This is a genomic window from Rhodococcus sp. NPDC059969 (genome assembly GCF_042738325.1).
Taxonomy (GTDB): Bacteria; Actinomycetota; Actinomycetes; order Mycobacteriales; family Mycobacteriaceae; genus Rhodococcus_F.
The window spans coordinates 1,371,069-1,390,750 of sequence record NZ_JBHWUF010000001.1 but is presented as its reverse complement, the minus strand read 5'-3'; the positions used below and the strand labels follow the sequence as shown (position 1 = coordinate 1,390,750).

The following is a 19,682-nucleotide window of genomic DNA, read 5'->3' as shown; positions in this document are numbered from 1 at the left end:
GAAAGCGTCAGGCGCTGATCTGGTTCTGCGAGGCCATCGTTCGCTCGAGGAACTTGACCGTGAGATCGACGATCGCCTTGCCCTCCCGAAGAGCTTTGCCGATCACCGGGAAAGCATGGATCTGCCCACTCCAGATGTGCGTTTCGACGGCTTGTCCTGCCTTGATCAGGTTCTCGGTCATGATCTCGACGTCCGGACGCATCAATTCGTATTCGGCGGACACCAGGAACGACGGCGGAATCAGACTGGCATCGGCGTTGATCGGAGACTCTGCACCGACTATTTCGTCCGGACCTTCGAGCCACCGGTCCTTCAGCTTTGCCACCTGTGACATCGGCAGGTAGGCATCGCGTTTCATGAAATCGGGATCGTGGTCCTCGAGGTTCACATTGAGAAGTGGCGAGTAGCCGATCACGGCTGCGGGCCGCGTGATTCCGCGCAGCGCGGCAATTTCGGCGACTTTCATTGCCAGGTATCCACCCGCCGAATCACCGGCAACCACAATCTTGTTCGGGTCTTCCGCTGTCTCGAGCAACGCGGTGTACGCGGCCATTGCGTCCTTGACGGAGGTGCCGATGGAACCTTCCGGCAGCTGGCGGTAGCGCACGGAGATCACTGGTACGCCGGCCTTCGCCGACAGCAGGCCGCACAATGCCCGGTGCGTTGCCAGACCGCAGAAGACGAAACCGCCGCCGTGGAAGTACAGGATCGTGGCGCCGGCCAACTCGCCCTGCGCTTTGCGCGGATGCTTCACCTTCTCGCTGGGCACACCGCCGAGCGTGAAGGGCTCGATGTCGAGGTTCTTCGGCTTCGGCAGCTTGTCCGCCATAGCGTCGAGTCGCTCGAGTTGGCGGATACCGCGTTCGGTGGTCGGCCAGAGCGTGAACATCGGCTTCACGAACGTCCTGGTCAGGCAGAAGATAACCCGCGCTCGCGGACTCACGTTCCAATGCCATACCGTCGAATCTCGCGTCCGCATAGCGTCCTCCCAGGTCAAGCCGTTTTGTGCATTTGAGTTACACATACTTATCGGCTGCTGTTGTGAACGATAACTGACGCTGCGTCAAAATGACACGACGGGTAGGCCTCAATTGCTCGAGCGTGTGCAAGTTCTGGTCGCGATCACGGCCGGGAGAGATATGCGCACAGTCCGCGGTGCCCTCCACGCATCATCGCTTCATGATTCCACTCGAACAGCGGCTTCGCGATCTTCGAGGCCAGGCCGAGTGCTCCGGACACCGCTACTTGTTGCCGAAATTCGGCGATACAACCAGATCCAGCGGGGCGCACCGCCCAACTACTCCAGCCGGTCATTGCTCCGGTGAGTTGCACTTTCAGGTAGCGCGCAATGGGGTCTTCGACCTCGCGTCGCCCGAAAACCAGCAACGTCAGAGGTACGGCGCTGCGGATGGCCATGGAGCCCGAATGCTCATCGGTTGTCCGCACTCGGCGTATCTGAGGCCACCACTGCGAATACCTCTCGGCGTCCGCGAGAACGTCGTAGACACGGTCGGCAGAGGCCGGGACCGTCCAAACGCTGTGGAAGTCGAAGTCGGTCACGGCGCCCGAGCTAGCCGGTGCGCACTGTGAGATCACCGAACAACGAATACGAGACGACACGAATAACCGGTGCACCTGGGCCGGGATCCTGTCGACCCCCGTCGAATTCCCGATCTCCGAAAAGGTCGAAGCCACCCAGTTCGACTGAAACCCCCTCCGGAACCCGCAGCCTCGTGTCTCCGAAGATCGACACGATGGTGATCGTCGAGGAGGACGCTGTGATGGTTGCCGATCGCAGATCGAACTTGACGTCCCCGAACAACAGCAGAGCGAGTGTCTTTTTCGCCAAAGACCAACGGCCGGAGCGCTTCGTGTCACCGAAGACACCGACGATCCTTGCTTGCGGCGGCGACACCACAGCAGGCGGTGCCGCACTGAACGGCACGATCTGCTCGAGCTGCCCTCGATCTGCGGTGGGCGACCACACCACTGCCGCCTTGTCCGAGTACTCCTCGAGGGTCAAACGCCCCTCACCCACCGCGACTTCCAGACGCGCTTGGGCATCGACACGCAATTGATCGACGTCGTGGCCTTCTTCAGCAGCAGTCACCCAAGCACCGTAACCCGAACTGCGGGTGCCTACGCGCCTGGCCCGGTCAGTACTCGAAGGTCTCCACCCGACGCAGGATCTCCTCCGCGATCTTGGCGGGACTTCCACCCACGTCGACGACGATGGCCTGCTCATCCGGGTCGACGGCCTCAAGCGTCGAGATCTGGGAGTCGAGGAGCGAGGCGGGCATGTAGTGATCGAGGCGAGCGGTCAACCGCTGACCGATCTGATCCCGCGAACCGGCGAGGTGCACGAACACGACGTGCTCACCGCGAAGGACGTCGCGGTAACTCCGCTTGAGTGCCGAACACGTGACGATTCCCGGCTGACCGGCGTCGGTGTGACTCTTGATCCAGACGGCGATCTTGTCGAGCCAGGGCCAGCGATCTTCGTCGTTCAGCGGATGCCCGGTCGCCATCTTGTCGATGTTCGCCTGCGGGTGCAGATCGTCGCCTTCTTGAAGGTCCCAGCCCATCGCTCCGGCGAGCATGCCGCCGACCGTCGACTTTCCCGAACCCGAGACACCCATCAGGACGAGAACGGGGTACTGCTTCTGCTGTGCCGCTTCGCTGTTCATGTGCTCGCCTACCTAGATGAATGCGCTCAACACGAGCACTCCGGCCAGGCCCGATACCGAGATGATGCATTCCATCACGGTCCAGGTCTTGAGGTTCTGTACCACGCTGACGCCCAGATACTCCTTCACCAACCAGAATCCGGCGTCGTTGACGTGCGAGAGGAAGAGCGAACCTGCACCGATCGCCAAGACCATCAGTGAGACGTGTGCGGACGAGAGGTCGGCCGCGACCGGAGCGAGGATGCCCGACGCCGTCACCGTTGCCACCGTTGCCGAACCTGTTGCGACGCGGATCAATACCGCAACCAGCCAGGCCAGGAACAACACGGGAAGGCTGCTGCCCTTGATCGCGTCGGCGATCACTCCGGCGATACCGGTATCGATGAGGACCTGCTTGAAACCGCCACCGGCGCCGACGATCAGCAGAATGCCTGCGATGGGAGGCAGGGAGCTTTCGAGTGACTTCGAGATGGCCTTGCGGTCCATACCGCCGCCGCGCCCCAGAAGCACCATTCCGACCAGAACCGCGAGACCCAGAGCGACAACGGGTGTTCCGAGGAAGTCGAGGACAGACTTGGGGAGGGCCTCGGAATCGGGAGCGATCACGTCGGCAAATGCCTTGCCCAACATGAGAACAACCGGGAGGAGGATCGCTGCGAGAGTAGCTGCGAACGAGGGACGTTGCTTCTTCTCTTCCTCGCCTCGATCTTCGCCTGTGACAAAAAGATCCGGGACCTTCACGTCGACCCACCGTGCCGCGTACTTACTGAAAACCGGTCCGGCGAGAACAACCGTGGGGATCGCGACGAGAACACCGAGCGCGAGGGTGAGGCCGAGGTTCGCGTTCAAGGCCGAGACCGCAACCAGCGGCCCGGGGTGCGGCGGAACCAAACCGTGCATGGCCGAGAGGCCGGCGAGGGTGGGGATCGCGATGCGCATCAGGGACAAGCCGGAACGCCGCGCGACGAGGATGATGACCGGCATCAACAGAACGAGACCGATTTCGAAGAACATCGGCAGACCGATCACTGCGCCGACCAGAGCCATGGTCCACGGAAGCGCCTTGGTACTGGAACGGCCCACCAGCGTGTCGACCACTCGGTCGGCACCGCCGGAATCGGCGAGGAGTTTGCCGAACATCGCGCCGAAACCGATCAGGATTCCGACGCTTCCCATGGTCGACCCGAAGCCGGTGGCGAACGCCGCAACCGACTCGGCCGATCCGAGACCGGCCGCCAGACCGACGCCCACCGCGCCGATGGACAACGCGAGGAAGGGGTGCAGGTCGAGCCAGGTGATCAGCGCGATGATGACCGCGACGCCGGCGACTGCAGCGATGATCAATCGTGCGTCGCTACCAGCGGGGACGACCTCGGCCGCCAGCAATGCTGTGGTGTTCATAGGGACTCCCAGTCCGATGAGTGATTGAGGTCACTGTTCCTTAATTAACCTACAATTTCAAGAGCAGACACTAATTTGTAGTATTTATCCGGCTTCCACCGGGCTTACTCCATACGCATGGGACGATCTACGTATGCCTTCTGTCCCGTTTCAGCAGTTACACGACTCGATGCTGGAACAGCTCGGCCAAGACATAGTCGGTGGTGCGCTCGCTCCGGGTACGACGATCTCTGCCGACGAGGTGGCAACGCGCTACGACGTGTCGCGAACCGTCATCCGTGAAGTTGTCCGCGTTCTCGAATCACTCGGACTGGCCTCGGTTCGTCGACGCGTCGGAATCACCATCCTCGGCTCCGAGCACTGGAACTCGCTCGACCCCAACGTCATCCGCTGGCAACTGGCCGGTCCTGATCGGTTCGAGCAACTTTCGATCCTCAGTGAACTCCGTTCCGGCATCGAACCTCTGGCTGCGCGACTGGCCGCAACTCGCGCCACACCCGAGCAGTGCGGCGCACTCACTGCAGCCGTAATAGGCATGTCAGCTACCTCGCGCGCTGCCGATACCGACGCATATCTCGGCCATGATTCCGACTTTCACCGCACGCTGCTCGCCGCTTCCGGCAACCCGATGCTGCGGGCGATGTCGCAGATCGTCGTCGAGATACTCGAAGGCCGCACCCGCCACTCGTTGATGCCCCACGAGGCCGACCCCGAAGCGATTCACCTGCACGGAGTGGTCGCATCTGCCATTCAGGCCGGGGACGCCGACGCCGCGGAAGCCGCCATGCGCTCGATCGTCGCGGAATCCGCAGAAGCGGTCGAAACAATGCGCGAAAGCCCCGAACCGCCGCCTCATCTGTAAGTCGAGCCACAGACTCGGCGGAATTGGCCCGCAACTGCTCCGCAAGTGGAACGCTTGGCGCCATGACAGCACTCGCTACCCAGAACAGCGCACTCTGATGGCCCGCCCGGTACGCGTCGTCGTCCTCGGCGCCGGATCGTGGGGAACCACGGTCGCCGGCCTCGCTGCCCGCAACACCCCAACCCTGTTGTGGGCACGCAATTCCGAAGCGGCCGACGAGATCAATTCGCAACGAACCAACTCCAAATACCTTGGTGAGCGCAAACTTCCCAAGGGCCTCAAGGCAACCTCGGATCTTGTCGAAGCCGCTCGCGAAGCGGACGTACTCGTATGCGGGGTGCCGTCGCACGCCGTTCGCTCCACGCTCGCCGAGATCGCCAACGAAGTTCGGGCGTGGGTCCCGGTGCTGTCACTGTCCAAGGGCCTCGAGCCCGGCACCCGGCAGCGTCCAACCGAGGTGATCGCCGAGTGCCTGCCCGGCCATCCCGTCGGACTGCTCGCCGGCCCCAACATCGCCAAGGAGATCGTCGACGGCATGGCGGCGGCATCGGTCGTGGCGACCCAGGACGACCGCGTCGCCGCCGCGCTGCAACCGCTGTTCGCGTCGTCCGTCTTCCGGGTTTACCGCAACACCGACGTGCTCGGCTGCGAACTCGGCGGCATCCTCAAGAACATCGTTGCCATCGCCTCGGGCATGGCCGACGGTTTGGGAGTCGGTGACAACACCCGCGCGATGGTGCTCGCTCGCGGCCTCGCCGAAATGACCCGACTCGGCGAGGCGATGGGCGCCAACCCGCGCACCTTTGCCGGCCTGACGGGCGTCGGCGATCTGATTGCCACCTGCATGGCTCCGACTTCTCGTAACCGTCGCGTCGGTGAGGCTCTGGCACAGGGCCTGACCGTCGAGGAGGCTGTCGCCAAGCTCGGCCAGGTCGCCGAGGGCGTCAAGACCGCTCCCACCGTCATGGATCTGGCCCGCGAGTACGGCGTCGACATGCCGATTGCCGCGGAGGTCGAGGCCGTCATCGGTGGCCGACAGAGTGCCAGCGACGCATATCGCGGACTTCAGAAAGTTGCCCCCGGCGGTGAGCACGAGGTGGCGTGAGGAAGATCTACAGGTATCTAGCAATTTAGCTAGATACCTGTAGATGGTTCGAGATCAGAGGGTTGGAGTATCGACGAAGATGTCGATCGTCAACGGGGACTGACCGCCGTACTGCGAGAAATCCGAGATCCCCGCCTCGCGCAAGATCTCGACGTCGAGCACTGTGCGACCGGTATCCGTGCCGGCAGGACGCCCGAGAATCTCCATCGCCGCATCGGCCATGATCTCGGGCGATCGCGAGTGATCGATACTGTCGTCTCCCCCGAGCAGATTTCCGACAGCGGCAGTGGCGATCATGGTCTCGGGCCACAAGCAATTGCTCGAAATCGGTGTACCTGAATACTCCGCGGCGATACCCAAGGCCGCCAATGTCATTCCGTACTTGGCCAGCATGTAGCCCGGATGAGCACCCAGCCAGTGCGGCGAAAAGTTGAGCGGCGGCGACAGCGTCAACACGTGCGCGTTTGCCGAAACCCGAAGGTGCGGAAGGCACGCTCGGGTGAGCGCGAAAGTGCCACGGACGTTGACCTGCTGCATCAGATCGAATCGCTTCATCGTGAGGTCTTCGCTTTTCGAGATGTCGAGGACGCTCGCGTTGTTGACCACGATGTCGATGCCACCGAAGTGCTCTACCGCTGCCGCCACGGCCCGCGCGATATCGTCGTCGTTCCTCACGTCACCGACTACAGGAACGGCATGACCCTCGAGCTCGTTCAACTCGTCGACAGCGGTGTGGATTGTCCCGGGCAGTCGGGGATCTGGCGTATCGGTCTTGGCGAGCAACACGATGTTTCCGCCGCGGCGCGCTATCGCACGGGCGATGGCAAGTCCGATACCGCGGCTTCCCCCGGACATGATCGCGGTTCGTCCGCGGAAGTTCTTGTCGTCCAAAACGAATCCTTGTCATCGTCGACGTTCTTCGTCGCTGCGGATGTGGCTGCGGGAAGTCCCGACACGACCACTCGTCGACTTCCACGATATGAGCGCCTTACCGCGATGACTACGTCCGCGGAGCATCAAGAATCATTGATCCGTTGTCCTGACGGAACAACGGATCAAAGCGATCAGCCACCCACCGGACGCAGGATCCACCATCCGCCGAGCACGAGCACCGCGACGTTCACGAGCATAAACAAACCGACCCAGACGATCGCGGGTATCGGTGAGAGCCTGGCCAACTGGTCTGCGTCCGAGTCCGGTGCCCCACCTCGTCGCATTCGCTGCCGTTGAAGTTCCACGACGGGGCGCGGTCCTGCAAAAAGCAGGAAGAGCGTCAGGAAGTACGCTGCGGCGACTTGCTGCTCCTGGGTCCCCCACCAGACGAGCCCGAACAACACGGCTCCCACGACCGCAAGTGAGAAGATTCCGTAGAGGTTTCGGATCAGGACCATCATGACCGCGATCACGAACACACCGATCCACAGCACCGAGACCGCACGCTGTGCCCCCAACAGACCGGCCGCACCGAGGCCGAGAATCGACGGTCCCACGTACCCCGCGAACGTCATGAGAATGACGCCGAAGCCGGTCGGCTTGCCGGACGAAATCGCGACACCCGACGTATCCGAATGCAGGCGAAGACCTTTCAACCGTCGACCGACCAGGACGGCGACAATCAGATGAGCACCCTCGTGTGCGATGGTGACGACGTTGCGTGCGATCCTCCACAGGTGCGGCTCGAGAACGATGATCACGGCAATCAACGCGGCCAGCTGAACTACCCACGCCGGCGGATTGGGGCTGACAGCCGCCACCCGATCCCACGCGGTTTCGAGGGCGTTCACTCCGCTTGTCCGCGCAGGTATCGGCCGAAGTGCGGGACTGTGAATCCGATGGACCCACGTTCGGCCGAGTAGATGAGGCCCTTCTTGATCAGCCCGTCCCGTGCCGGCGACAGGGAAGCCGGCTTTCGACCGAGCTCGACGGCGATCTTTGCGGTCGCGACAGGTCCGTCGTCACCGGCGAGGTCGGCCATGGCGCGCATGTACTCACGCTCCGCCGGCGTTGCTCTCTCGTACCGTGATCCGAAGAATCCGACAGCGAGTTCTTCCTCAGCCGTCGGCGCGCCGACGCGCACGTCTTCTGCCGTGATCGGGCTCGACGCCGCCACATCCCACGTGGCTTTCCCGTAGGCCTGAACGAAGTACGGGTACCCGTCGGCCGCTTCGTATAGTGCGTCGAGCGCGGATTCGGTGAACTCGACGTCCTCACGCTCGGCAGGTGCAATCAGAGCCTGATCTGCAGCTTCACGCTCGAGGCGGTCGATCCGGTGGTAGCTGAACAGGCGCTCCGAGTAGCTTTTCGACGCCGACAGCACAGCGGGTAGATGCGGAAGTCCCGCCCCGACGACGATCAGCGGTGCCGCGTCCTGACTCAACTCGTGGCAGGCCCCGCAGATCGCCGAGACGTCCGCGGCACCGAGGTCCTGCATCTCGTCGATGAAGATGGCGATCCCGACGCCGACATCCCGGGCCAACGACGACGCGTCGAGCAGCAACTCGACCAGGTCTATCTCGATGTCGCCGCTGTCCGCGCGACCTTTGATCGCAGGTGCGTCGATGCCTGGTTGCCAGCGCTCGCGCATGCCTTTGTCCGCGGTGGCGCGTAGGGCAAACGATTTGAGGACTCCGAGGAACTGTTCGACCCGCTCCGGATCGCGATGGGAGACCGCGATCTCGCGGACCGCCATGTGGAGCGCTGACGAGAGTGGGCGTCGTAAATCCTGGTCGGGCCGCGCTTCGATCTTCCCCGTCCCCCAGCTTCGGGAGATCGCGGCCGAGCGCAACTGATTGAGCAGGACGGTCTTGCCGACGCCACGCAATCCGGTGAGGACAACACTTCGTTCCGGGCGGCCACGCGCAATTCGCTCGAGCACGACGTCGAAGGCATCGATCTGCTTGTCGCGCCCGGCGAGTTCCGGCGGGCGTTGACCGGCACCGGGGGCATACGGATTGCGCACGGGGTCCATGCCCATCGACGGTACAAGCCGAGTAGACGAATATCCCGCTCTCTAGCGCGTGTCCTAGAGAGAACTAGTAACTGCTATTACACCCCGTGAACCTCGTACTATCGCCGTATGCAATGGCTTCGGGCGGGGATCGGAATCATCGCGGGGGGCACGCTATGGGTCATGTCGTTGCTCGCGTCCACACCAGACACGCTTTGCCAGGACAACTATCCCGCCCCCGACTCGCCTGGTCCGGGATACTTTTCAGCCGTGTGGAAGGCACATCGTCTTCCGCTGCCTGTGCCAGCAGCCAGATGCACGACACATCTAGTCGACGTGGACTCCACGGCTACCTCGGTCGTCGTGGACTGGCCGATGGCCGGTTTGGGAGTTCTCGGCATTACCCTCATAGTGGTCTCGTTGCTAACCCTCAAACGCCCTACCGAAAACTGAGCACCCAGCATCCTGTCTACCTGTTCGAGCTTGACGGCTAGATGAAGTCCCCGGCCACGTGGGCCCCAATTGCTCCGGCCAGAATGATCGCAGGATGCGCCGCGGCCAGATAGAGCCCAGGCACGCCTTCGGCGAAGCCCAGTAGCGGGCGGCCACCACGCGGAATGGGACGGTCAGCGATTACCGCCTCGATCAGTTCCACGTGGTCACCGCCCACGAGCTGACTGCGGACCGCCTGCAGCGTCGGCTCGGCAAGCTCACGAGCATCTCCGGAGAACCCGACCGGAACATCTTCAGCCGCAATCAGTGTCGTGTCGTTCAATTGCCTGATCTCGAAGTCCGGAGTGGAGAGGATTCCGTTCACCAATGGTTGCGGCGTCGAGAATCTGATGAGGCAACACGGGGAGGCGTCGACCTCGACGTCGACTCTCGCCGACTCCGCGAGTCCGGGGATCGCGGTCCCCGCGGCGAGGATTGTGGTCGATCCGTAAACGGGGCCGTCAGTGGTCAATGCACCGCGAACCCTCCGACCTTCCGTGAGCAGAGAGAGCACCGAAACCTTGGAATACACTGTGGCGCCGTATTCTTCGGCACCGCGCAAAAGAGAACCGGCGAAAGCAACCGGGTCGATTCCACCGTCGTCAGGCGCATATGCCGCTACGGCGGGTGCTGTGCGCAATCCCGGCTCACGAGCAAGGACCTCATCTTCACCTATGAGTTCGACGGGATGACCGAGTGCTCTATGCTCATCGACGAATTTTCGAGTCTCCGCTTCCGTCTTCTCCCACGTGATCGCGCCTCTGCGGCGCAGACCGAATGGCTCGACGAGTTCGCGCTCCAGGCGGTCGAACTCGACTGCGGCGCCATGTCGGAACGGATCGGAGTAGGTTTCTGCGGCACTCTTCGAGAGGCCGACCCAAGCAAAGGAGTTGCCGGTCACCCCGCCTGCCACCGAGCCCCGCTCGAGCACGGTGACTCGGAGACCAACGCGCGCCAGGTGATACGCAATCGACGCACCGACGACACCGGCACCAATCACCAGGATCGGACTGTCGTTTCGACCATTCGGATGCGTCACCAGTGGACCATATCTGCGAGCCGCAACCTGGATCCACTCAATTTTGAAGCGAGGACTTCGGCGGTTAACGGAGGACTAGGCCTCGGCGCACATCGGGACCGATACGGTGTGCTCATGCTCTGGCGTTGGTTCGCAGTCGTGATCGTCATCCTCGCTGTCGCCGGCATTTGGCGGGTGACCACCCCCGAACGTCCAGTTGCCGCAATAGTCGACGCCGAAACGCTGACGTGCGCGCCCCGTATCCGATCGGCCCACTCCAGACGACACCGACAGCGACGGTTCCAGACGATTTCGTACCCGTCGCCGCCGTCACGTGCGACCCGCACATCAGCGACAACGTGGCAGCCGACCGAACCGTCAGCTTCTATGCTCACCGTTGGGAGGGCGATTTCAGTCGGGCAGTGAAAATGCTGAACCGCTCGTCCGCGCACAAGACTTGGTTCCCCGGAAGCTGCGGTGACAACTACAGCCTGGCTGTGCTGGACCAATTCTGGTTGGTCGACGATCGAGGCCGAGCAACACGGCCGGGGCACCCCTCCGACTCGTGTGGACTACCGAAACCCGGTGGCCTGGCTGCCATCAAGGAACTGACATCGGCCGGCAGTACCGAGCACCGAATAGCATTGTCCGACGACCAGATCTACGAATTCTCGCATTGCCGGCCGACTTACCGCCCAGCCACAACAGGTACCACGGCGCTGACATCGCTGTCGGCGGGCAGCGTTTTCTGCCGATTCTCCTCCACCGAATTCGTAGGCACGTCGTCTACGACGGAAACCTTCGACGGACTTCCACCCGCTCCCGACTGTGACGCGGTGGCCACCGAGGTGGCGTCGACGGTCAACGTGGACAACCTTACGAACGAAGAACGATTGCTCACCGTCGAACTCGACGGCTGCCGGCGTGTCATCGCCGACGGATACGCACCGCTGCAAGCGTCGGACGATCTGGTGGCGTCTCTCCGGTAGCGCTGCGCCACAACGCGGTTGACCGCCCGAATACGCACGTCCCGATGCGACCAGTGACAGCACTCAAAACCTGTCAGGCGCCCGGGAACTGAAGGTGCGCTTGGGTCTTTCCCAGAACCGTCTGGCCCTTGTGCTTGACTGTGACATCGATCCGCGTTGTCCGCATTGTGGCGTCGATCCGCGCGATCTTCGCAGTGATGGAGAGATCAGCACCATCGACGGCATCGACTACGACGGGCCGAGTAAAGCGAGTTTCATACGAGATCACACCGCTCGGATCACCAACCCAGTCGACGATTGCCTGCAAAGCAATTCCGGCAGTGAGCATTCCGTGTGCCAGAACTCCCGGCAGCCCGGCCGACGTGGCGGTTGCGTCGTTGAAGTGGATCGGGTTCAAGTCGCCGGAGGCACCTGCATAGCGAACTAGGTCATCACGAGTGAGGACCAGATCGACCTTCGCGACTATGTCACCGAGGACGAGGTTTTCGAAAACCGGCACGGCGGGTATGGTCATGCCTCTTCTCCTCGCGCCAGCAGGGTCGAGGTGACCGTCGCGACCAAAGCGTCGGTCGCGTCGTGGATCTCGGAAACTGTCGAGAGGATCGCACTGCCTGCTCGCACTGTCACCCCTGTAATCGTCAGTGTCGTAGACAGGTCATCGCCGGCGACTATCGGACGCTGATGCTCGATCTTCTCGGAAGTATGCACCACACGAGTCGGATCGAGCCCGGTATCCGGCGTGCGCAGCAGTGCAATGATCGCTCGTTGCTGGACAACGGTTGTGAATGTTGTCGGCGCGATGACATCGACGAACCCGGCCTCCCTGGCGACACCGACATCATGGTGCAAGGGATTGTTCGAACGCACAGCCGCAGCGAACTCGCGAATCTTTTCGCGCCCGACAAGGTACGAAGACGAGGGAAACACCCGCCCGGCGAGCGCTGGGTTCACAGGAGACATCTCGGAATCCTAACGGCGGCCGACCTCGCGTTGATTCGTGGCCTGAGGTCTCGTCGGCCCGAGAATGCGATCGAGGAGACGCTCAACCAACTGGACCGCCAATTCTGCTGTGGCGTAGCCGGGAAGCATCCCTTGGGCGAGCCCGGCGACAGCCGCCAGAATGAGCTCGGCGTCGAGGTCGGGATCCATTGACGGCGCAACCGCGTCCCGATTGGTCACTCGTTGAAGCTGGCCGGAAATGAGCGCTGTCAACTCTCTTGGGGCAGTGAGGGTTTCCTCGGCGGCGATTCCTTGTCCGGTCAGTGCGGCAGCGTGGAAGGCACCGAGAACAATCGCTTCCTCCCGACGTTGTCGATCGAGTGGGAGCATGCCAACAAGGAACGCTGAAATAATCTCGCGGGGTGTCGCTTCCGCGCCAAGAACAGACAACTCTTGCATCAAGCGAGCACCCGCATCCTGACGCACAGCTTGATGCGTCGCGAGAAGGAACTCCCGCTTCGTGCCGAAGTAGTACTGCACAAGTCGCACCGAAATCCCGGCCTCGGCAGCAACGGACTGAAACGTCACCGCCGCGAGCCCACCGTCGACAATTACTCGCCGCACCGCGTCGGTGATCTCCCGTTGCCTCACTTCATGGTCGACCAGTCGCGGCATGAGGCTGTCCTTCCCCTTTCGATATGGATGACTTTGACCCGTTAATGATACGCACGTACCGCATTAGTGATACGGTCATACCATCAAAATTGAATGCAGCGAGAGGGAGGCTCATGCCGAAGATCGGACGATTCAAGAACGAAGCATCAAAGCAGGCGTACGAGAGCATCTACCGAGAACTGGAGAGCACCTGGCCGGTTCCGTCGACACAACTCGACGTGCCGACATCGTTCGGAACCACCCATGTCCGTAGGTCGGGGACCGGCACGGAGACGCCGATCGTCCTGCTGCACGCCGTCGGCGCCAATTGCCTGCAATGGCACATCGTCATCGAGGACCTGTGCCGAGACCGAGTCGTTTATGCGCTGGACACGATCGGTACTGCAGGCCGCAGTGTGCAGACCGCTCCATTGACCGGTGAATCCGACTTCGCCACCTGGGTGGGCGAGGTATTGAACGAACTCGGGGTCGATCGCATCCACCTGGTCGGCTACTCGCATGGTGCGTGGCACGCCGTTCTAGTAGCACTTCACGCCCCTGAACGACTGGCGAGTGTGACCCTCATCGAACCGGGTGGAGTCTTCGACAAGCCCTCGTGGCGTGTGCTGCTGAAGATGGTCCGCGCCGGTATGCGCCGCACCGACAAGAATATCCGCAAGCTCAACGATTGGCTGTCCCCCGGGTACGTCATCGGCGACCTCGAGTTCGCTTTGGTTACAGAGGCATTGAACTACCGGCCCGGTGTCGGGTGGGCACGAATGCTCAAGGATGCAGAAGTGCAGTCGATTTCGGTTCCCATGCTCGTAATCTCCGGCGCTGAGACGGTGGTCTCCAACCCCGAGCAGGTGGCCGCGAGGCTGGCTGATCTTCAACCAGAAGCCGAGGTGGAGATTTATCCCGGAACGGGCCACGGAATCCTTGGACACATACCTGATCGGGTAATTCCCCGACTCATGAAGTTCGTCCGCAATCATGACGACGCGAAGCGAACGTAATCTCTCCGATCAGGCGCCGACTGGGTGGTGAGGAAGCCGGTCAATCAGCTGGCCAAGGCGGTACAACTGATTGATGCGAACATTCCTCTCCTACCGCCGCGGTCAGGTAGTGGTGGCCGTTGCCGCCGCCGTTCTGGTCGTGGCGGGAGGTCTGTGGTGGACGAAGACCATCTCCTCGCGCAGATACTCGGTGGCAGTGCTTCCGACTACGAGTCCGATTGACGATCACAGATGCGGACGTACCTGGGCTCGCGGTGACTGCCCGAGGTCGAACCCCCAGCGCCGCCCGAGCATTGGCGACCGACGCCGCCGAAGCTCTCTGTTCGATGTTCGAAGAAGCCAACGCAATGACTTCCGGAGGGTTCACGTTCACCGTCGTTCCACCGGGGAACTGACGGATCTATGGTCAGTAGCGCGGCCGCACCAGGTTTATGCCTGTTCCCGCTCGGCTGCGAGGGCGACCGCCTGTTCGAAGGTGTGGACGAGCACTGCACGTCGAGCGACCTTGTGATCCTCGTCCGGTTCGAGTTCGTCAATGTAGCCATCCCACACACGCAGATATCGATCGCGCCAGTCGATCAGCACTTGCGTCGATGGAAAGGTCACACCGACTCGTTTCGTCTGGGCAATATCGGTGAGGATCTCGAGCCACGCCGGCACCATCTCCCCGCCCCATTCATCCGGCTCCAGACTCGAATCGTCTTCGAACTCGGCAGTGATGTCGTCCACGATTCGACCGGTCAGTGCCCCCAACCCATCCGCGACGGCGTCACTGTCAAAGTTCCCCGGACCCCAGACTCCCACAAAACCTCCCGCTCGTCGCTCGTATCGATCGTGGCCGCAAACGTGTGAATCTGCCGTCGACCCCGTCAGAGTTTACGGTCGTTGCTACCCGCCCAAATTGGGCTGTCGGCTATCTTCCGAAACTTCGGCGACCCGCCGATTGCAGAAATTTTGAGCATCAACCAGTTCCAGATTCTCACAGCCACCTCCACGTGGTGTTTCACCGTCAACACTAACCGACCGGCAGGACTCTTTTGGCTACCGGTACACCACTATGCGTCGACCAGTTAGACCAGGCGTGAACTCGAACTGGCGCAACAGATCGCCCGGAAGTGAAGGAGCGCTTGGGTCTTTCCCAGAACCGTCTGGCCCTTTGTGTGGGACGACGATTGGTTCTGGGCGCATCGATTCTGTCGGAAGCACTGCGGTGTTGTCGACACACGGAATTTGCACTCGATGGAGATCGAGGATCCGTATCCACCGGTGTCGCAAGCAATTCCTGAAGATTCGCAGGGGAAATAGCTGCGCATCGCCACCCCCAACAGCGATTCCGTCGATTGTGTAACAACCACACGAAGAACAGCCATCGATCTCCGAAAGGAAGACTGATCCGGCGAAACCGCAAGGTAGTGTCACATCTGCCCAGCAAAACTCGCCACGTTTTCGAGAAGGCGGTCGGCTTTGCCAACTGCCACCTCTGACTTTACGACGTTGCTGGGCAGGCGTTTACGAGACTAGGTTCTCGGACCGCAGGATATCGAAGGTCGATGGGCTGATCACCCATTCTCCGAAAGATATTGGAAAACGAATCGAACCACATAGAGGGGAGATGAATCATCCAGCTTGCGATCAATTTTCTCCAATCAACTTCGGCGACGGTTTGATTCGCCGCCCAGGGCCGGGTTCTGCAATACCGGTCGACTACTCGATCACGCGTCTCACTACTAAGGAAGGGACTGAGCACATGACTGAGGTAATTTCGTGGATTGTCCAGAATCCGATTGGTGCGGTCGTCGCGTTTGTTGCCGACATCGTAATATTGACGATGTCGTCTGTCGCGGGATACTCGTAACCGAATCCGCCCGTCCTTCACGGTATTCCTAAGTCGAGGAACTACATTCGAAACGCAGAAGGCCGCAACCGCAGCGTACCGTCGGCGCTCGTCACTGACCTTTCGTGGCCTCATATGCCCAACTGCGCTGGGTCCGTACTGACGTCCCTCGTGTCGAGTGTCATACCACCAGTTTCAATCAATCACGCCATCACTACTCAGGAGGAATCACAATGGGTTCGATCAATGCATTCAACGAATGGGTCAACCAAGCTACGTATGCGGGCGACCCGTTTGCCACCGCCATAGCGATCGTCCAGTTCTTCGCGGTGAGTCTCGTCAACCTGTTCACCGGCGGCCCCATTCTTTAAAGGAGTCCACTCGGTCCAACTTCTGCGCGGCGTCATCGCGGCCTGTTCTTCGGCGGTACAGCTCCGCGCGAAGGGTGCCGGGACATCGATGACGAACGTGGCGTGTAGTTCGGCCTCGCGGATGGTCAGTCCACGTAGTTTTTGGACGTTCGATCAGGACGGGTCGATGTCGGAGCGATGAACTCCGAAGTGCCCGAGCATGTTCGACGTTTGGTCATTGTCGAACTTGTTACCCGTCAGTCGGGGTAGGGTTCAGGGTTTTCCTGGATGAATCGCGGATTGCAAACCCGTACGCTATCGCAATGGACTTGATGGTCTGGATCGTCACGACGCCATTTCTTGCGGCAGCGCTTGCGGGCGTGATGCGACGAACGCTGGGGACGAGGGTCGGTTGGCCACGAACACTGGTGGTCGCGGTGATAGCGCTCTCGGTGGGTGTCCCACTCTCGGGCTACGCCGCGACATTCGCAGGAATTGCCAGCCAGGACGATCAACTTCTGGTGAGCGTGGGAGTAGCGCTCACGTTCTTCGGAGTTGTCGCACTCTGGGTGTTCGCGGCCTGCCTGGCAGTACTGGTCTTCCTCGAAGTTGTCGTTCCTACGGGGTCCTTACCGGGTCCGTCAGAAGCATTGCGGCGCAGCCGCAAATCCTGGCGACGGACGAAACGGTACGTCCAGATCACGGGCATCGTCGTGCGAGCGGGAGGCGGGCCGGCTCTCCGTGCCGGGCCGTCCGCGCCTCAGTTCGGGGACGCGCTTGTGGAAGTGATCAACCGGTGCGGCGTCACTTTCGTCAAGCTGGGACAGATCCTCGGCACGCGAGACGACCTCATACCACCTGAGCTGGCTCGCACTCTCTCGTCTCTGCTAAGTTCGGCACGCCCGGCTGATCCAGGCCGCATTGCGGAGCTACTGGCATCGGAACTCGGCGACACCCCCGAGTCGGTGTTCGCACGGTTCGATGTAGAGCCGTTTGCCGCCGCCTCTGTCGCACAAGTACATTCCGCGCGCACCACCGACGGCGTCGATGTGGTTGTGAAGGTTCAACGACCCGAGGCGAGCGCACAGGTGAGCGTGGATTGCGATATCTTCCTCCGCGTTTCATCCCTTGCGGAAACCCGTTTTCCCTGGGCACGCGATATCGGCGTTCATCGACTCGCCGGCGGCCTCGTCACGTCGCTGCTCGAAGAGCTCGACTACCGTACCGAGGCCGCGAACACCGCCACGATTGCCGCCACCATGGCGAGCCGACCAGATATTGTCGTTCCGCACATCTACCCCGAACTCAGCGGCGGGCGGGTGGTTGTGATGGAACGTCTTCACGGAACACCACTTTCCGACGGCGAGGCAGCGCTCACCGACGTCGACGTCTACTCCCGCAGCAGAATTGCGAACGAGCTACTTGCGTCGCTGCTCGACGGGATCTTCGTCCACGGGGTGTTCCACGCCGATCTGCACCCCGGCAACATCATGATCCTTGACGACGGACGCGTCGGCCTACTCGACTTCGGCGCAGTCGGTGTTCTGGACGGGGAGACACGGATCCTGTTCGCAGTACTCCTGAATGCTGCACTGGCAGGTGACCCGGTGGCAACAGTCGACGCGATGCTGATGGCATTCGACGTGCCTGACGACGTGGATCGTGGAGCGCTGCGTCACCAAGTAGGCCGCGAGATCACCCTTCTCGGTCTTGCGCCCAATGTTTCCATGGGATCGTTCGCGCGAATGTTCACCGTGCTTCGAGAGCACCGAATAGGTGTGCCGGGAGACGTCGCAGCAGCTTTCCGTTCACTCGCGTCGGTGGAACGCGCCCTCCGGCTTCTGGATCCGAACATCGACCTCGTCTCCGCGGTGCGCGCCGAAGTACCCCGACTGTTGACCCAGGTCGCCAGCCCCACCGCAGCGGCGCAGGCGATGCTGTCGACGATTGCGGTCACAACGGCCGTGGTCAGGCGGCTGCCTGGTCAGCTCGACCAGATCACGACCTCACTGGCGTCGGGAAGCTTCACACTCCGTACCCGCTCCATCGCACACCCCGACGACAGGCGGTGGCTCCGACGGTCGGCGAACAACGCCCTGGGAATGGCGGCTGGCGTTGCTGCGCTGATAGTCGCGGCGATCCTGCTGTTCGTTCCCGGTGGACCACAGCTCACACCTCAGTTGTCCAGCTATGCGCTCGTGAGTGCGGTACTGGGCTTCGTAGGGGTCGTCCTGTGCATGCGGACCGTGTTCCGCTTGTTCACCCTCGACAACAGGTAACGAATAGCTCAGAAGTGTTCATCGCTTGATCTCGATATCGTCGAAGTCGAGCGCCAAAAGCGTCGGCCGCGAGAGGACACGACCACCTGGGCCCCGCGGAAGCACGCGGCGCCGAGTGGGGAATGTGAGGCCGTCGAACTGGCGATGCTGGTCGCAGTAAAGGGCGGCTTTGGCCCACTTTCCTACAGGTTCAGCGACGAAGTCGTGGCGGCGGATGAGGCCACCGCTGTCGACGTAGAAGGTCTGTTGCCGGCAATGGGTGTCGATTCCCGGCGCGAATGTCGCCTGCAGTCGTCGCCATTGCCGCCCGGCTTCCTGCCACGGTTCGCCTTCGGTGACAGTGATGTCGTCGCGGGTGAGCAGCACAGGTGCGTTCAGATAGTTCCAAAAGGCGTATCCGGCGAAGTAAGCGGTGTCGAGCGCGTCCCAGTGAAGATTGCGCCGGATTCCACTCAACCCGAAGAACTCTGGACGGGGGTCGGTTCGACTCTCGAGTTGTTCCCCGTCACGAGTCTCGATCCACACGGCCCCCTTGTCGAACACAGCGCACTCGCCGACGCCCGGAAAGTCCTGGAGGACAGTGCGTTGCTCGGCAACTTGCACCTCGACCGTGAACGTCCCGAGCTTGTTGCCGGGGAAGCGCCCAGGCAACAGACCGCCCAGGCGTCCCCGTGCCGTGATCGCTGAAACTGACTGCCAACGTTCGACTCCGCCATGTGCGGTGAGAACTTCATCGAGCAGTTCGTTCATGTCTCGTCGCTTTCCGTCCCCTGACGGAACTGAGGAATCAGTGATCAGACGGACGGGTAGCTGTAGTTGCGTTCTTCCGGCGGTACCACTGCCAGCCCGCGGTGATGATGACGGCGCCGGCGAGGGACCCCAGGATGCCGCTCGGGCGCAGTGATATTCCGTCGCCTGCAATCAGACTCACGAGCAGTCCGCCCACCAAAGAACCACCGATTCCCGCGATGAACGCGAAGGTCCAATCCACCCGTGCGGCCCTTTGTCCCAGAATCAACTGGGCTCCCGCTCCGATGACGATTCCGAACAGAAGTATTCCGATGATGAGCATGTGAAAAGACCCTTTCGTGGAGTGACGACGCAAGGCG

Annotated in this window: 22 protein-coding genes; 7 read left to right on the top strand and 15 right to left on the bottom strand. The window is 61.7% G+C overall.

Going from position 1 to position 19,682, the window contains the following annotated elements:
• Positions 1-7: 7 nt before the first annotated feature.
• From ACFWAD_RS06445 to ACFWAD_RS06425, 5 genes are all read right to left on the bottom strand, one after another.
• Positions 8-979 carry an alpha/beta hydrolase gene (locus ACFWAD_RS06445; protein ID WP_378542258.1) on the bottom strand — a complete coding sequence of 324 codons (972 nt, stop codon included), beginning with the start codon at positions 977-979 and terminating at the stop codon, positions 8-10.
• A gap of 143 nt (positions 980-1,122) precedes the next feature.
• The gene (locus ACFWAD_RS06440) at positions 1,123-1,560 is read right to left on the bottom strand and encodes an SRPBCC family protein (RefSeq protein ID WP_378542256.1); all 438 of its coding nucleotides are present in this window, start codon (positions 1,558-1,560) and stop codon (positions 1,123-1,125) included.
• A gap of 10 nt (positions 1,561-1,570) precedes the next feature.
• A complete protein-coding gene (locus ACFWAD_RS06435) occupies positions 1,571-2,110 on the bottom strand; it encodes a LiaF domain-containing protein (protein ID WP_378542254.1) in 540 nt (179 codons plus the stop codon).
• A 46-nt stretch (positions 2,111-2,156) separates the two neighbouring features.
• Positions 2,157-2,687 (bottom strand): gluconokinase, encoded by a 531-nt coding sequence (locus tag ACFWAD_RS06430; RefSeq protein ID WP_003940404.1) that lies wholly within the window; start codon positions 2,685-2,687, stop codon positions 2,157-2,159.
• Positions 2,688-2,699: 12 nt separating this feature from the next.
• A complete protein-coding gene (locus ACFWAD_RS06425; RefSeq protein WP_003939838.1) occupies positions 2,700-4,088 on the bottom strand; it encodes a GntP family permease in 1,389 nt (462 codons plus the stop codon).
• A gap of 133 nt (positions 4,089-4,221) precedes the next feature.
• Here ACFWAD_RS06425 and ACFWAD_RS06420 point away from each other — a divergent pair, with 133 nt between their 5' ends.
• Positions 4,222-4,950 (top strand): FadR/GntR family transcriptional regulator, encoded by a 729-nt coding sequence (locus tag ACFWAD_RS06420; protein ID WP_378542252.1) that lies wholly within the window; start codon positions 4,222-4,224, stop codon positions 4,948-4,950.
• A 97-nt stretch (positions 4,951-5,047) separates the two neighbouring features.
• Positions 5,048-6,055, top strand: coding sequence for an NAD(P)H-dependent glycerol-3-phosphate dehydrogenase (locus tag ACFWAD_RS06415; protein ID WP_003940093.1), 1,008 nt, complete (start codon positions 5,048-5,050; stop codon positions 6,053-6,055).
• A gap of 54 nt (positions 6,056-6,109) precedes the next feature.
• Here ACFWAD_RS06415 and ACFWAD_RS06410 read toward each other — a convergent pair whose 3' ends face one another.
• The 4 genes from ACFWAD_RS06410 to ACFWAD_RS06395 all read right to left on the bottom strand — a co-directional run bounded on the left by ACFWAD_RS06410 (position 6,110) and on the right by ACFWAD_RS06395 (position 10,533).
• Positions 6,110-6,946 carry an SDR family oxidoreductase gene (locus ACFWAD_RS06410; RefSeq protein ID WP_378542250.1) on the bottom strand — a complete coding sequence of 279 codons (837 nt, stop codon included), beginning with the start codon at positions 6,944-6,946 and terminating at the stop codon, positions 6,110-6,112.
• A 173-nt stretch (positions 6,947-7,119) separates the two neighbouring features.
• Positions 7,120-7,839 carry a M50 family metallopeptidase gene (locus ACFWAD_RS06405; RefSeq protein WP_378447295.1) on the bottom strand — a complete coding sequence of 240 codons (720 nt, stop codon included), beginning with the start codon at positions 7,837-7,839 and terminating at the stop codon, positions 7,120-7,122.
• Positions 7,836-9,023 (bottom strand): ATP-binding protein, encoded by a 1,188-nt coding sequence (locus tag ACFWAD_RS06400; RefSeq protein ID WP_007729973.1) that lies wholly within the window; start codon positions 9,021-9,023, stop codon positions 7,836-7,838. The genes ACFWAD_RS06405 and ACFWAD_RS06400 overlap by 4 nt, the downstream gene beginning before the upstream one ends.
• A 469-nt stretch (positions 9,024-9,492) precedes the next feature.
• Positions 9,493-10,533 carry an NAD(P)/FAD-dependent oxidoreductase gene (locus ACFWAD_RS06395; protein ID WP_378542248.1) on the bottom strand — a complete coding sequence of 347 codons (1,041 nt, stop codon included), beginning with the start codon at positions 10,531-10,533 and terminating at the stop codon, positions 9,493-9,495.
• A gap of 227 nt (positions 10,534-10,760) precedes the next feature.
• Here ACFWAD_RS06395 and ACFWAD_RS06390 point away from each other — a divergent pair, with 227 nt between their 5' ends.
• Entirely contained in the window at positions 10,761-11,501 is a 741-nt protein-coding gene (locus tag ACFWAD_RS06390; RefSeq protein ID WP_378542246.1) for a hypothetical protein, read from the top strand.
• 73 nt (positions 11,502-11,574) lie between these two features.
• On the opposite strand, the gene ACFWAD_RS06385 is transcribed toward ACFWAD_RS06390, so the two are convergent.
• The 3 genes from ACFWAD_RS06385 to ACFWAD_RS06375 are packed head-to-tail and all read right to left on the bottom strand — an operon-like array spanning position 11,575 to position 13,115.
• Positions 11,575-12,015 (bottom strand): MaoC/PaaZ C-terminal domain-containing protein, encoded by a 441-nt coding sequence (locus ACFWAD_RS06385; RefSeq protein WP_378542244.1) that lies wholly within the window; start codon positions 12,013-12,015, stop codon positions 11,575-11,577.
• Entirely contained in the window at positions 12,012-12,461 is a 450-nt protein-coding gene (locus tag ACFWAD_RS06380; protein WP_378542242.1) for a MaoC family dehydratase N-terminal domain-containing protein, read from the bottom strand. Before ACFWAD_RS06380 ends, ACFWAD_RS06385 begins: the two co-directional genes overlap by 4 nt.
• Before the next feature lie 9 nt (positions 12,462-12,470).
• Positions 12,471-13,115, bottom strand: coding sequence for a TetR/AcrR family transcriptional regulator (locus tag ACFWAD_RS06375; RefSeq protein ID WP_378542240.1), 645 nt, complete (start codon positions 13,113-13,115; stop codon positions 12,471-12,473).
• A 113-nt stretch (positions 13,116-13,228) separates the two neighbouring features.
• Here ACFWAD_RS06375 and ACFWAD_RS06370 point away from each other — a divergent pair, with 113 nt between their 5' ends.
• The gene (locus tag ACFWAD_RS06370) at positions 13,229-14,110 is read left to right on the top strand and encodes an alpha/beta fold hydrolase (RefSeq protein ID WP_378542238.1); all 882 of its coding nucleotides are present in this window, start codon (positions 13,229-13,231) and stop codon (positions 14,108-14,110) included.
• Between the two features lie 218 nt (positions 14,111-14,328).
• Positions 14,329-14,505: a hypothetical protein gene (locus ACFWAD_RS06365; RefSeq protein ID WP_172827042.1), complete on the top strand. Its 177-nt coding sequence runs from the start codon at positions 14,329-14,331 to the stop codon at positions 14,503-14,505.
• 34 nt (positions 14,506-14,539) lie between these two features.
• Here the strand turns inward: ACFWAD_RS06365 and ACFWAD_RS06360 are convergent, their stop codons facing one another.
• Entirely contained in the window at positions 14,540-14,839 is a 300-nt protein-coding gene (locus ACFWAD_RS06360; protein WP_223304584.1) for a DUF4259 domain-containing protein, read from the bottom strand.
• Positions 14,840-16,177: 1,338 nt separating this feature from the next.
• Between ACFWAD_RS06360 and ACFWAD_RS06355 the strand changes: the two genes are divergently transcribed.
• Positions 16,178-16,315 carry a hypothetical protein gene (locus ACFWAD_RS06355; RefSeq protein WP_021345701.1) on the top strand — a complete coding sequence of 46 codons (138 nt, stop codon included), beginning with the start codon at positions 16,178-16,180 and terminating at the stop codon, positions 16,313-16,315.
• A gap of 302 nt (positions 16,316-16,617) precedes the next feature.
• Positions 16,618-18,573 (top strand): ABC1 kinase family protein, encoded by a 1,956-nt coding sequence (locus tag ACFWAD_RS06350; RefSeq protein WP_378542235.1) that lies wholly within the window; start codon positions 16,618-16,620, stop codon positions 18,571-18,573.
• A gap of 18 nt (positions 18,574-18,591) precedes the next feature.
• Here ACFWAD_RS06350 and ACFWAD_RS06345 read toward each other — a convergent pair whose 3' ends face one another.
• Positions 18,592-19,323, bottom strand: coding sequence for a hypothetical protein (locus tag ACFWAD_RS06345; protein ID WP_378542233.1), 732 nt, complete (start codon positions 19,321-19,323; stop codon positions 18,592-18,594).
• Positions 19,324-19,360: 37 nt separating this feature from the next.
• Entirely contained in the window at positions 19,361-19,645 is a 285-nt protein-coding gene (locus tag ACFWAD_RS06340) for a hypothetical protein (protein WP_378542231.1), read from the bottom strand.
• Positions 19,646-19,682: the final 37 nt, after the last annotated feature.

Excerpts from the sequence above, each read along its gene's own strand:
- ACFWAD_RS06430 (WP_003940404.1), bottom strand. The coding sequence starts at position 2,687 with ATGAACAGCGAAGCGGCACAGCAGAAGCAGTACCCCGTTCTCGTCCTG.
- ACFWAD_RS06345 (WP_378542233.1), bottom strand. The coding sequence starts at position 19,323 with ATGAACGAACTGCTCGATGAAGTTCTCACCGCACATGGCGGAGTCGAA.
- ACFWAD_RS06445 (WP_378542258.1), bottom strand. The coding sequence starts at position 979 with ATGCGGACGCGAGATTCGACGGTATGGCATTGGAACGTGAGTCCGCGA.
- ACFWAD_RS06340 (WP_378542231.1), bottom strand. The coding sequence starts at position 19,645 with ATGCTCATCATCGGAATACTTCTGTTCGGAATCGTCATCGGAGCGGGA.
- ACFWAD_RS06350 (WP_378542235.1), top strand. The coding sequence starts at position 16,618 with ATGGACTTGATGGTCTGGATCGTCACGACGCCATTTCTTGCGGCAGCG.
- ACFWAD_RS06375 (WP_378542240.1), bottom strand. The coding sequence starts at position 13,115 with ATGCCGCGACTGGTCGACCATGAAGTGAGGCAACGGGAGATCACCGAC.
- ACFWAD_RS06400 (WP_007729973.1), bottom strand. The coding sequence starts at position 9,023 with ATGGACCCCGTGCGCAATCCGTATGCCCCCGGTGCCGGTCAACGCCCG.
- ACFWAD_RS06380 (WP_378542242.1), bottom strand. The coding sequence starts at position 12,461 with ATGTCTCCTGTGAACCCAGCGCTCGCCGGGCGGGTGTTTCCCTCGTCT.
- ACFWAD_RS06420 (WP_378542252.1), top strand. The coding sequence starts at position 4,222 with ATGCCTTCTGTCCCGTTTCAGCAGTTACACGACTCGATGCTGGAACAG.
- ACFWAD_RS06425 (WP_003939838.1), bottom strand. The coding sequence starts at position 4,088 with ATGAACACCACAGCATTGCTGGCGGCCGAGGTCGTCCCCGCTGGTAGC.
- ACFWAD_RS06385 (WP_378542244.1), bottom strand. The coding sequence starts at position 12,015 with ATGACCATACCCGCCGTGCCGGTTTTCGAAAACCTCGTCCTCGGTGAC.
- ACFWAD_RS06415 (WP_003940093.1), top strand. The coding sequence starts at position 5,048 with ATGGCCCGCCCGGTACGCGTCGTCGTCCTCGGCGCCGGATCGTGGGGA.
- ACFWAD_RS06355 (WP_021345701.1), top strand. The coding sequence starts at position 16,178 with ATGGGTTCGATCAATGCATTCAACGAATGGGTCAACCAAGCTACGTAT.
- ACFWAD_RS06370 (WP_378542238.1), top strand. The coding sequence starts at position 13,229 with ATGCCGAAGATCGGACGATTCAAGAACGAAGCATCAAAGCAGGCGTAC.